This is a genomic window from Algoriphagus pacificus, assembly GCF_017254845.1.
Lineage (GTDB): Bacteria > Bacteroidota > Bacteroidia > Cytophagales > Cyclobacteriaceae > Algoriphagus > Algoriphagus pacificus.
Genome location: NZ_JAFKCU010000001.1, coordinates 1,179,325 through 1,191,777, shown reverse-complemented (window position 1 = coordinate 1,191,777; position 12,453 = coordinate 1,179,325). Strand labels below are relative to the sequence as shown.

The window sequence follows — 12,453 nt, the reverse complement described above, 5'->3', positions numbered from 1 at the left end:
TAGCGAATCGCCTTATTTCAGCGTAAAGGTAGCAATCCCAATTCTTTCCGTATGAAAAAAATTCTATTCCTGATTTTCGGCCTGCTTTTTACTTTGGCAGCACAAGCCCAGACATCTGATTCTAAATTCTGGTTTGGCTTTGATGGTACATATTGGCAACGTGCTATCCACCCTTCCAGTCCACTCGCAGTGGAGCGAAATATGCTAGGAAGTATTCGTCCCATGATTGGCTTAAACCTTGAAAAAAACTGGTCTCTGGGTATTATCTCCAATTTTAGTTCTTATCAAACAGAGGCAAGTCCAGTTCAAGTTAGTTTCCCAATTTATGGGGAAGAAAATGAGGAAAACTATTACCCGGTTATTGGTTACAGATTTAGTTCCCAAGAAGCTTCTTTAAAAAATGACCTAAGCGGATTCGGTCTTTTTTTGAAAAAACACATTCCTGTAGGGAAAAAGACCTCCCTAAACTTCACTCTTTACGGCATGAAAGAATCCGGTAAGGATGGGAATGTCTTAATAACTCCTGATTTCACAAACTATTATTATCCTTACCCCGGCTATAGTAGTTTCTATTGCGCCAATTGTTTGAGCATTGCTTACTCGAGATATGAAATCCCAATGTCGGAAACCAATTGGAAGGTGGGATTAGATCTTGCTTTCGCTTATCAGATCAAATCTTGGCTTGCGATAGAAGCCCGTGCAAATTTATTGGAGTACAAAAAACAGATCTTAAAGGACCAGAGAGAAACATATGAAACTGTAGATTATGTTTATGACCCTTTCTACGCTTCCACCACCCAATATTTTGGAAACCATTACGACATCGGATCAGCAGTAGCCAGAGAAGGAATCCGTTTTGGTCTGATCTTTAGCCCATTTTAAAATCCGATTCTGAGAGAACAGAAAGAAAACCTACCTTTGTGGAGAATTTCTCTCTCATGAAACTACACAACAATACCATCCGCGGAGTGCATACCGCACTTGCAGCTATTTTCGAAGAAGGTCAGTATGCTGATAAAGTGATCGAAAGAACCCTAAAATCTAACCCGAAATGGGGAGCAAGGGATCGTTCTTTTATCGCAGAAACTACCTATGAAATGGTGCGCTGGTGGAGATTGATCAATTATTTAAGTCCTTCAAATAATCCGTATGATCTCTTCGGTACTTATTGGTTGATGCAGGGACATAGCTTGCCGCCATGGGAAGAATTCGAGAAAATTCAGCCAGAAAAACTGAAAGGCAAATACGATAAGCTGGAAGATCCTGCCTTGATCGAATCTATTCCTGATTGGTTGGAAGAGCTCGGCAGAAAAGAACTTGGAGATAAATGGGAAGCTGAAATCCACAGCTTGAATCAGGAAGCAGACGTGGTTTTAAGAGTGAATACTTTAAAAACCACCCGGGAGAGACTCAAAAATATGTTGGCTGAGTCCAACATTTCCACTCATATCATCAAAGGTTACAAAGACGCATTGATTCTCGATGAGCGCCAAAATGTTTTCAGACATCCTGCTTTCAAAGAAGGTTTGTTTGAAGTTCAGGATGGCTCTTCACAGCTTGTGGCCGAATCTTTGGCAGTTGAACCAGGTATGCGTGTGATCGATGCCTGTGCCGGAGCCGGAGGAAAATCCCTTCATTTGGCAGCTTTGATGGAAAATAAAGGGAAAATTCTTTCTATGGATGTGGAAGAATGGAAACTACAACAAACCAAACTCAGAGCTCGAAGAGATGGAGTTTCTATCATCGAGAGAAAAGTAATCGAGGGTTCCAAGACAATCAAACGCCTTAAAGAATCTGCTGATAGATTACTTTTGGATGTACCTTGCTCTGGTTTGGGAGTTTTGAAAAGAAACCCTGACACCAAGTGGAAATTAAGTCTGGAATCCATCGAAAAGGTCCGACAAACCCAACAGGAAATCCTTCAAAGCTACCCTTCTATGCTGAAATCAGGTGGACAAATGGTCTATGCTACTTGTAGTATTTTGCCTTCAGAAAACCAGGAACAGGTACAGAAGTTTTTGAATTCTGAAGCAGGAAAAGACTTCGAATTGATCGAGGACCAGAAGGTTCTTTCCCATGAAAGTGGCTTTGATGGTTTTTACATCGCAAGACTGCTTAAAAAATAGTTTTAAATCTTATTTAGCTCAAAATCAAAAAGTTATTTCTAACTTCATTGCTTAATTTTTAAAGTAATGAAGTTAGAATTGATTTTTACGATTGCGAATTCTATAGCATTCTCATGCTGGATTTTTCTTTTTGTACTCGACCAAAAGCGCTGGGTATATAAACTGCTATTCAGCATTATTTTTCTGATTATGAGTTTCACCTACCTGTACTTTATTGTGATCGGTATGGGTGCAGAAACTGGTGGAGGCTTTGATACTTTGGCAAATGTCAAATTACTATTTTCAAGCGACGAAGCTTTATTAGCAGGCTGGATTCACTACCTGACTTTTGATTTATTTGTTGGGATGTGGATATCCCATAATGCCGACCAAATGGGAATTAATAGATGGATCCTGCTTCCATGTTTGGTTTTGACCTTTATGGCAGGGCCAACTGGACTTTTGCTTTACATTTTGATTCGGATGATTCATTCCAAAAAACTGATTCAAGAACCCTTTTCTAATCGTTTGATTTCTTAATTTTTAAAAGTTTCTTTCCTTTTCCTGAATTTTTATGCCTTGTTTCAATATTAATTTTGCCAAGGATTAGTTTCGTAAAGGATTTTGTTTGTAATTTTGACGGGCAAATAGGGTTACCTACAACCAATATTTGCCATGAATCGAAACTCAGACAAGTTCCTTTACGAAGCACTCACCTACGACGACGTGCTTCTTGTCCCAGGTTATTCAGAAGTCCTACCACGCGACACGAATACCTCCACCCAACTCACTAAGAAAATCAGGTTAAACATTCCTTTGGTTTCCGCTGCTATGGACACGGTTACTGAAGCTGAATTGGCTATTGCTATTGCTCTGGAAGGAGGATTGGGATTTATTCACAAAAATATGTCGATTGAGCAGCAAGCTGCTCAAGTTCGTAAAGTGAAGCGTTCTCAGGCAGGAATGATCCTTGACCCGATCACGCTGCATATTGACGCGAAAGTAAGGGATGCGGAAACCATCATGCGTGAATACCACATTGGAGGTATCCCTGTAGTCGATGAAAATAGAACTTTGAAAGGAATCATCACCAATCGTGACCTTCGCTTCATCAAAGACCAAAATCGTCCGATAAGAGAGATCATGACGATTGAAAACCTGATCACTGCCAAGTCCGGAGTTTCTTTGGAACAAGCTGAAGAAATCCTTCAGGAATATAAAATCGAAAAACTTCCGATTGTAGACGAGGATAATAAGCTGACAGGTTTGATCACTTACAAGGATATCCTGAAGAGAAAAGATAAGCCTCATGCTTGTAAAGATGAGTACGGTCGTTTGAGAGTGGGTGCGGCAGTTGGTGTTACAGCAGATATTGTGGAGCGAGTAGAAGCCCTGAAAAATGCAGGAGTAGATGTCGTTTCCATCGATACGGCACATGGTCATTCCAAAGGAGTAATCGATACCTGTAGAAAAATCAAAGACGCATTTCCTGATTTGGAAGTAATCGTCGGAAACATTGCAACGCCAGAAGCAGCTATTGCTTTGGCAGATGCAGGGGCAGATGCGGTGAAAGTGGGTGTAGGACCTGGTTCAATCTGTACCACAAGAATTATTGCCGGAGTTGGTGTACCTCAGTTATCCGCAGTATTCGAATGTGCTGAAGCATTGAAAGATCGTGGAGTACCAGTTATTGCAGATGGCGGTATCCGTTATTCTGGAGATTTGGTAAAAGCAATTGCAGCAGGCGGTAGCTCAATCATGATCGGATCTCTTTTGGCAGGAACAGAAGAAGCTCCAGGTGAGATGATCATTTTCGAAGGAAGAAAATTCAAGTCTTACAGAGGTATGGGTTCATTAGAAGCCATGGAATCCGGTTCGAAAGACCGTTATTTCCAAGATGCTGAAGACAATATCAAGAAATTGGTTCCAGAAGGTATCGTAGGAAGAGTTCCTTACAAAGGATTGGTTTCAGAAGTGCTTTATCAATTAGTGGGTGGACTTCAGGCAGGTATGGGATACTGTGGTACTCAGACCATCGAAGATTTGCAGAAAAACGGAAAATTCGTAAAAATCACTGCTGCTGGTGTGAAAGAATCGCATCCACACGATGTGAGCGTCACCAGAGAAGCTCCTAATTATAGCGTGAAAGGATAATAACAAATCCCCATAAAAGTAAAAATCCGGCCATTGAGCCGGATTTTTTTTTGTTCTTAAACTTGGTACTACTTTAGAATTTCTTTGATTTCGTAGTCCTGGATATGGACATTATACCAACCACCTTCTATACTTGCCCCATATTTTTTATAAAAATTAATTGCCGGTTCATTCCAGTCCAATACCTGCCACATCATGCCAGTACAGCCATCTTCCAATGACTTGGCCATGGTTCGCTCCAACAATAATTTTCCGGCACCTTTTCCTCTTTCTGACTGGGTGACTACCAAATCTTCGAGATAAAGTCTCTTTCCTTTCCAAGTGCTATAGCGATAATAATAGACTGAAATCCCGATAATTTCCTTGGTTTCGTCTTTTTCGCAGACAAACATGGCATAGACTGGATTGGGACCAAAGCCATCTTCTTTCATCATTTCTAGGGTATTGGTCACCTGCTCAGGCGCTTTTTCATACAATGCCAGTTCTTCTATCAATTCTAAAACTCTTGGGAGGTCATCTATTGTCCCTTCTCGTAATGAATACATTTCTATTTTGATTAGGAGGTTATTATTTGGAATTTCCTTTTTTGAAAAGCTAAATTTAATGAAATCAAAGAAACAATGTTTTTAGCAATAGATGCGGGGAATAGTAATGTAGTTTTTGCCCTTTTTGATCAGAAAGAGAAAAAATGGACCAATCAATTCCGTGTAGAAACAAAAGGCCCAAAGCTCAATTCCCAGCTGAGTAAGAAGGTACCGCTTTATTTTTTGGAACATGGAATCTCACCTGCTGCAATCTCCGAAATTGGGTTTAGCTCAGTAGTTCCGGAAGTGAATGGGACAATTGTAGAATTTTGTCAAAACTACTTCGGAACAAATCCTTATTTGATTCAGCCGGAGAGCTATCAAAACCTTCCTATCACTTCCTTAAGACCCAGTGAAATCGGCTCCGACTTGATGTGTAATGTGATGGCAGCCTATTCCAAATACCAAAAACCCGTGATTGTAGTGGATTTTGGAACGGCTCTGACTTTTACTGTGGTAGATCAAAAAGGTAAAATCAAAGGGGTGAATATTGTGCCGGGCTTGAGAACAGCCATTAACTCTTTGTTTCAAAACACCTCCAAACTTCCAAATGTGGAGTTAAAAATGCCTGAATCTGCATTGGGACAAAACACCATCCATGCGATACAAGCCGGAATTCTTTATGGCTATACCGGATTGGTCAAAGGCATGATCGAAACAATTGAGCAGGAAACCCAAGAAAACTATAAAGTAGTCGCAACAGGAGGATTGTCATCTGTACTCACTCCTTTGGCAGAGGTTTTTGATGAAATTGACAGAAATTTGACTTTGGAGGGTTTACGTTTGATCACCAAAGCAAATACCTAGATCAAAGGACAGACTAGGATCAGATTCGGATCCGGACAAATAGCTTTATATTTTTCTATTTCCCGTTGGGAACAAACACCAGGAAAATCCCCCACGTTTCCTAGCATATCCAGCATCAATTGAAAATGCAAATGCGGCGGCCAATCACCGTTTTCGGGAAATGGTCCGATATGGCAAAGTAAGTCACCTGCTTTCATTTCTTGACCTACTTTAAGCTTTTCCAGATCGCTTAAAAACAAATGACCATAGAGGGAATAGAGTTTTTGGCCATCAATGTAATGCTCCAGGATAATCGTGGGGCCGTAATTTCCAAATCCTGCATTATCCTGAAAAGAATGAATTATCCCATCCATAGGAGCAAAAACCGATTTCCCTGCCTCAGCCCAAATATCTACTCCTAAATGGATATTCCGAAAGTCAGACTCCTGCGTGGCAAAAACCTCCGATCTTCTGTAAATCGCTCGATGCTCAAAATAGCCTCCAATTCCATATTTCTTGTTTTGGCCAGAAAGCTGCCCAAAAACATAGGAATTGAATTCCTCCGTATTTCCTAAGTCGATCAAATCCAATTCCGAATTAGCTGGACTAAAATCCAATTTCAAAGTATTATTTTCTGTTAAAGCTTCTCCCATGACAGGGAAAAATTGTAGGGCATTCCAATTCATGCCTGAAGATAAAAACTCCGTGGTATTGTTTGAATTGTACCTGAAAACAATTTGAGTGGAGCTGTTAATGGGTTTTGTTTTTTAGTCGATTGATTAAATTTAACTAAGGCGTCAGGCTGAGCGGAGTCGAAGCCTTGTTCAAACAAGAAAATTTAATTGTCCTCGACTCCGCTCGGACTGACATCAATATTCGATTCACTTTCTGACAAAAAAAATAATTCAAAAAATCTCCTCAATTCCCTAATTTCATGCCATGAGCCATACCTTTCCTTCTCTTGCTGAAATCAAAGCAGCACATGCCCGAATTCAGCCTTTTATTCATCGCACTCCGATTCTTTCCTCCACTGCCATCAATGAAATTGCCGGTTGTGGGATTTTCTTTAAATGCGAAAACTTCCAGAAAGTAGGTGCTTTCAAAGCCCGTGGTGCTGCCAATGCTGTGATGAAATTAACCGAAGAACAGAAAGCAAAGGGAGTGGCAACTCATAGCTCAGGAAATCATGCAGCAGCTTTGGCTAGAGCCGCAAGTGTAGCGGGTATACCATCTTATATCGTGATGCCATCCAACGCGCCCGAGATTAAGAAAAAGGCAGTAAAAGGATACGGCGGGGAAATCATCGAATGCGAACCAAACCTTAAAGCAAGAGAAACAACTTTGGAGGCAGTGGTTGCAAAAACTGGAGCAACATTTATACCTCCTTATGATTTTATGGATGTGATCGAAGGACAGGCTACCTGTGCTTTGGAACTGATCGAGGACCAAGCCAATTTAGACATTATTATGGCTCCTGTAGGAGGCGGAGGATTGCTGGGAGGCACGGCTTTGACAACGCATTACCTTTCTCCCAATACTGAAGTAATTGCTGGAGAGCCGGCTGGTGCAGATGATGCTTTTCAATCATTTCAGGCTGGTAAAATAATCCCACAATCAGGCCCTAATACCATTGCTGATGGACTTTTAACTTCTTTAGGTGTTTTGAATTTCGAGCTGATTCAAAATTATGTTTCAGATATTCTTTTGGCCACTGATCCTCAGATTATCGAAGCTATGCGCTTGATTTATGAGCGGATGAAAATCGTGATCGAGCCTTCCTGTGCGGTTCCTCTAGCTGCTTTATTAGCCAATCAAGACCGCTTTGCAGGAAAAAAGGTAGGGATTATCCTTTCCGGTGGAAATGTGGATTTGGGTAAGTTGCCTTTTTGATTTTACCGCAGAGCACGCAAAGGGATTTTAACCAAATAGAAACATAGGCGAAATAGCTTAGTCTGATAATAATCGGGAACCGAAGAGCAAATTCATTGAAAAACCCTCCCAGAATCTATTCTAAGAGGGTTTTTAGATTTTTCACTTTAGCTTTTTGACTTTCAAAATTATTTCTTGTTTTATGTAACTTCAAAAAGCTGAACTCATAACAGTTGGGATAATCATTTTATTCAATTGCAATCATTGTCTTATGAATAATATCCCAATCAAATTCATCCTTCTTTTTATAAATAGAATAATAAGTACCTTTCTCGCTGAAACTAGATAGAATAAACCCAAAAGTTTTACCACGAGTCCCTTGAATAATTATAGGATAGGCAACCCCCATTATGGAAGCTGGGTAAATAACATCCATTTTATTAGTTACTAATTTTGAAGGTTCTATAACTGCATTTTTTTTAAGCTTCATTGGTTTTTCTGAATCAATCTTATTTTTCAATTGATCGATTTCTTCAGAAGTAAATAGGCTATCTAAGTCCAGCTCTTTATTGATTGCCAAAAAGTCAAATTCCTCAATTTCAGAAGGATTAAAATCACGATATGTAGAATAACTATTTTCATCCCAACTTAGGAAATCCTGACTTACTTTATAATTATCATTCTGCTCTAATAGAAAATTGATCAAATCATATTCATCGCTTTTAATTTGAATATTTTTTTGACTCGAGCATGCCATTAAAACAAATAAAACACTAATTGCAAGGTTCACCTTTTGCTGAATACTCATTATTTGCTTCATTATTTATAACATTTTGAATTCTAATTCTTTCGGTTTCAGATGGAACTAAATCTTGAAAAACATCATGCCAAGTATATTGATTTGTTGTAGAATTATGTTGACTAAATGTCAAACCACCCCAAGCAAGATCGTCAAAGTAACTTCTAGGAATATTTCCTGAATTACCATAAACTTGGTTCCAGACTGCTAAAGAATAACCAATTGCATCTACATATTGAGGCATAAAATTATGATGAACATCATTCATGTCCGTATAGCCTTTTGTAGTTGCAAAATTTTGTAATCCCTGCTTAAATTCCCCAGTCGGATCTTTATAAAAATTATAAACCAAAAAGGCATGAATCGTTTCATGCAACATTGTTCTAGCTATAGATAGTCTAGTTGCATTTTCTAAATAATCATTGTCAAACTCAATCAAAATCTCTAATTTATCAGAAGTAGAATTAATGTAACGTTTAGTCTTCGTAGTATTACCAGTCGCACTCGTTAAATCTGAATTTTTCACAATAAATTCCACATCATTTGCATCCTGTAGAAGTTGAATAATTGCATTTGCTTGATTCAAGTTTCCAATAGAAGATTTCAAAATAGATGCCTTCATCAATTGCTTGAATATTTGACTACCACAAGGATTTGAAAATTGATTTAAAATAAAAGTTTCAGGCGCAGGAATTATAGGCACAATATACTCAGTACCAGTCACACCGCTTGGATCGATATACGTACCACTTCCTGTACCATCATTTCCACCATAGGTATATATATAATTTCCTCCAGAACCACCTGTGGAGCAATAAGTGACATTAACCAAATCATTATAATTGGAAGAACAATAGGTTCCGCTGGAAGTTAAAACACAGTTTGTAACCGGTAATACATAGGTTGTGCATCTTACATCTGCATTTTTATAATCTTTTACTTTAGCACCAGTATTATTCTTAGAATAAGTTATTTCGTTTATTATTTTTCCTTCCTCAAATTCAAATCCAATAAAATGATGCTCATCATATGTAAACAATTCTAATTTTCCTGACCAATATTCATTGATTTTAGTATAATTCATTTTTTTGAAACTCTTTACATCCAATTCTCCTTTTGGATAATATCTTGCAATTATGGGGTCATATCTTTCAAATTCTGGGTTTTTAATAAACATAATGTTTTGTATAACTAATTCTTCTGAAGGTATAGAACGAATACTATCTAATAGATTGCCAAAAATTGGTGTTTCCTTATTTTGTAAATTAACTTCATAAACTTCTCTCCCATCCGGAAAATAATAATGATGGAATTTGTCCCAATCGGGTTCTTTTTCAAAAAATGGTAAAATTAATTCCTGAGATTCTGATCTTAAATTTGAGCCTCGCTCAGGAAGTCTCAGTTTCGTTTTATTCTCTTCAAACCAGGCTTTGACTTTCATCAGCTGTCCATTTTCTGTGGATTGGATTTTTAGAGCTTCAGGTTCTTCCACGCAGGAAGTAAAAAGAAAAGATGTCACTAAAAATAGCATCAAAAATAAGCCTGACGAAAAGTTAATCAGATTTTTTTTCTTGTGGGGGGGGGGGGGTAAAAGTGTTTTTCATGAAATTTGTTAGATTACTAATTAATAGATTCTTTAAAATAATAGTTTTAAAGAAATTAAACAATAGTTAGTTATTTTTTTTTGCAAAAAACCCTCCCAGAATCTCTTCCAAGAGGGTTTTAGGATTTTAATTAAAAACTAGAGATTTCTCCTTTCGCAAGCTTCAGTCGAAATGGCTATTTTATTTCAGCTTTCAGACTTATTTCTTGCTTTCTGCAACCGCATGATGCGCTGCTCTAGCCGCAAAAGCCATATAGGTTAATGAAGGGTTTTGTGTGGAAGTGGATGTCATACTCGCTCCATCTGTGACATACACATTCGGTACAGCATGAAGTTGATGGTTAGCATTCAGAAGGGATGTTTTCGGGTCTTTTCCCATTCTCACTCCTCCCATTTCGTGAATATCCAAACCTGGAACCCGATGATCGTCATTCACCCGAATATTGGTAAATCCGGCTTTCTCAAACATCTCTGACATCTGTTCCTGATAATCCTTGATCATCTTCTCGTCGTTGTCATCGTAATCCACATTTATTATCAATTGAGGCATACCATACGGATCTTTCAAGTTTGGATCCAAAGCCACATAGTTGCTTTCCTTTGGAATGGTCTCTCCCATCATATGCGAACCCACATACCAAGGACCGTACTGATCTGGATTCAGCAAGTTGTTTTTCAAATCCATTCCGATTCCTTCGGTATTAGGTCTCACCCCACGACTAGCGGAGAATCCGGCTGCATAACCCCGTAGGAAATCCGTTTCCTGCTTGTACACATTTCGGAATCTTGGGAAATACCCGCTTGTAGGTCTTCCTCCCGATGTGGTATACTCCAAATGACCTTCATACTGACCAGAAACCTGAGCTCTGTAATTATGGAATGCTACATATTTGCCAAGCAAACCATTGTCATTCCCCAATCCATTTGGAAAACGATTGGAAGTGGAATTCATTAAGATCAAATTGGAATTCAAAGCTGCTGCATTGAGGAAAATCACCGGAGCATAAAACTCTTCCATTTCTTTAGTATGCGCATCAATGATTCTTACTCCAGTTGCCTTTCCAGCCTGTTCATCATAAATAATTGAATGCACTACAGCATCTGGTCTAAGCGTCAGATTCCCGGTTTTCAAAGCCCAAGGAATCGTCGATGAATTGGAACTGAAATAGCCTCCGAAAGGACATCCTCTTTGACAGAGATTTCTATTTTGGCAAAAAGCCCTGCCTTGCGCGGCAAATTCTGGCCTTGCTTCATGAATGTGCGCACAACGAGCAGAAATCAAATGCCGATCATTGCCATATGTTTTCTTCAGTTGCTCCTGAAAATGCTTTTCGACAATATTCAGATCATATCCAGGAAGAAATTCTCCATCCGGAAGCGTATCAATCCCGTCTCTGTTACCAGAAACTCCGGCAAACTTTTCCACATGGCTGTACCAAGAAGCAATATCCTTGTATCGAATTGGCCAATCAACTGCAAATCCATCTCTTGCTGGTCCTTCAAAATCAAAGTCAGACCAACGCTGGACCTGTCTCGCCCAAAGCAAAGACTTTCCTCCCACTTGATAGCCACGGATCCAATCAAATGGCTTATCCTGAACATAAGGATGCTCGGCATCTTTGACAAAGAAATGCATCGCATCCTCACGAAATGCATAGCACTTACTTACTACTGGATTTTCATCTTTGATTTTCTGCGGAATCTGCCCTCTATGCTCAAATTCATAGGGAAGCATATTGGTTGTTGGATAGTCCTTGATATGCTCCACATTCCTCCCTCTCTCCAGCATCAGGGTTTTTACTCCCAAATCACATAGCTCTTTGGCAGCCCAGCTACCGCTGATCCCTGATCCTATGACAATGGCTTCGTAGGTACGTTGTTCTTTACTTTGGATATTTAAATTAGCCATTAATTCTAGGTTTTTGGATATCCGAAATCAACACAGAACCATTGTAGGCTCCCGGAATCAGTGAATAAGGAATCACTTCGGATTGGATGTATTCAGAGGCCATGTAGCCCTGAACGGTAAATCTTTTTGTGGTATTAAGGAAGAAAGAAATTGCTTTATTTTGCTCCCCTGCTGAAGTATCATCCCCTTCGAGTTTCTGCCCTGCAAGAATCAAAGCATCTTTCTCTTTGGTGCTTAATTTTTGGAAATTACTGCCTGCACTTTTCGCAAAATCAGGAAAAGCTGCCAATCCATTTGTAAAAAGCTGCTGTTGATCTGTATCCAAACAGTCATCTACCATGACCAAAATAAAATCAGGTACCTCAATATCTAAAGCTCCTTTAATTTCTCCAGCAGGAATAATAACATTGGAAATATCTCCCAGCAATTGCTTCTGAGATTGGGTGATTTTTAGGTTTTCATAGGCGGTGAGGATATCATCTGAGCTGAAATCACAGGAAGGGATGAATGCCAAACCTCCTGAAATCAGTGCCAGATGCCTCAAGGCAATCCTTCTATTCATAAATAAATTATTTTGGGTAAGATTAAATCGGGCAAATAATGTAACCAAAAAGGATCTTAATTTCTACCTTTTTTAATCCTTT

Annotated in this window: 12 protein-coding genes; 6 read left to right on the top strand and 6 right to left on the bottom strand. The window is 39.1% G+C overall.

The window, feature by feature from the left end; all coding sequences use genetic code 11:
- Positions 1-51 precede the first annotated feature (51 nt).
- The 4 genes from J0A69_RS04985 to guaB all read left to right on the top strand — a co-directional run bounded on the left by J0A69_RS04985 (position 52) and on the right by guaB (position 4,259).
- A complete protein-coding gene (locus J0A69_RS04985; RefSeq protein WP_206585396.1) occupies positions 52-882 on the top strand; it encodes a hypothetical protein in 831 nt (276 codons plus the stop codon).
- A gap of 56 nt (positions 883-938) precedes the next feature.
- Complete coding sequence (locus tag J0A69_RS04980) at positions 939-2,126, top strand: RsmB/NOP family class I SAM-dependent RNA methyltransferase (RefSeq protein WP_206585395.1); 1,188 nt, start codon at positions 939-941, stop codon at positions 2,124-2,126.
- A gap of 66 nt (positions 2,127-2,192) precedes the next feature.
- Positions 2,193-2,645, top strand: coding sequence for an ABA4-like family protein (locus tag J0A69_RS04975; RefSeq protein ID WP_206585394.1), 453 nt, complete (start codon positions 2,193-2,195; stop codon positions 2,643-2,645).
- Positions 2,646-2,780: 135 nt separating this feature from the next.
- Positions 2,781-4,259, top strand: a complete 1,479-nt coding sequence (gene guaB / locus J0A69_RS04970) for an IMP dehydrogenase (protein WP_206585393.1) — start codon at positions 2,781-2,783, stop codon at positions 4,257-4,259.
- Positions 4,260-4,327: 68 nt separating this feature from the next.
- Here guaB and J0A69_RS04965 read toward each other — a convergent pair whose 3' ends face one another.
- Entirely contained in the window at positions 4,328-4,804 is a 477-nt protein-coding gene (locus J0A69_RS04965; RefSeq protein ID WP_206585392.1) for a GNAT family N-acetyltransferase, read from the bottom strand.
- Between the two features lie 75 nt (positions 4,805-4,879).
- Between J0A69_RS04965 and J0A69_RS04960 the strand changes: the two genes are divergently transcribed.
- Positions 4,880-5,650: a type III pantothenate kinase gene (locus J0A69_RS04960; RefSeq protein ID WP_206585391.1), complete on the top strand. Its 771-nt coding sequence runs from the start codon at positions 4,880-4,882 to the stop codon at positions 5,648-5,650.
- Here J0A69_RS04960 and J0A69_RS04955 read toward each other — a convergent pair.
- Positions 5,647-6,315, bottom strand: coding sequence for a peptidoglycan DD-metalloendopeptidase family protein (locus tag J0A69_RS04955; RefSeq protein ID WP_206585390.1), 669 nt, complete (start codon positions 6,313-6,315; stop codon positions 5,647-5,649). The genes J0A69_RS04960 and J0A69_RS04955 overlap by 4 nt on opposite strands.
- A gap of 253 nt (positions 6,316-6,568) precedes the next feature.
- Here J0A69_RS04955 and J0A69_RS04950 point away from each other — a divergent pair, with 253 nt between their 5' ends.
- The gene (locus J0A69_RS04950; protein ID WP_206585389.1) at positions 6,569-7,519 is read left to right on the top strand and encodes a pyridoxal-phosphate dependent enzyme; all 951 of its coding nucleotides are present in this window, start codon (positions 6,569-6,571) and stop codon (positions 7,517-7,519) included.
- 226 nt (positions 7,520-7,745) lie between these two features.
- Here the strand turns inward: J0A69_RS04950 and J0A69_RS04945 are convergent, their stop codons facing one another.
- From J0A69_RS04945 to J0A69_RS04930, 4 genes are all read right to left on the bottom strand, one after another.
- The gene (locus J0A69_RS04945) at positions 7,746-8,306 is read right to left on the bottom strand and encodes a hypothetical protein (RefSeq protein WP_206585388.1); all 561 of its coding nucleotides are present in this window, start codon (positions 8,304-8,306) and stop codon (positions 7,746-7,748) included.
- Positions 8,272-9,738 carry a hypothetical protein gene (locus tag J0A69_RS04940; protein WP_206585387.1) on the bottom strand — a complete coding sequence of 489 codons (1,467 nt, stop codon included), beginning with the start codon at positions 9,736-9,738 and terminating at the stop codon, positions 8,272-8,274. Before J0A69_RS04940 ends, J0A69_RS04945 begins: the two co-directional genes overlap by 35 nt.
- A gap of 361 nt (positions 9,739-10,099) precedes the next feature.
- Positions 10,100-11,809 (bottom strand): GMC oxidoreductase, encoded by a 1,710-nt coding sequence (locus tag J0A69_RS04935; protein WP_206585386.1) that lies wholly within the window; start codon positions 11,807-11,809, stop codon positions 10,100-10,102.
- Positions 11,802-12,371, bottom strand: coding sequence for a gluconate 2-dehydrogenase subunit 3 family protein (locus J0A69_RS04930; RefSeq protein ID WP_206585385.1), 570 nt, complete (start codon positions 12,369-12,371; stop codon positions 11,802-11,804). Before J0A69_RS04930 ends, J0A69_RS04935 begins: the two co-directional genes overlap by 8 nt.
- Positions 12,372-12,453: the final 82 nt, after the last annotated feature.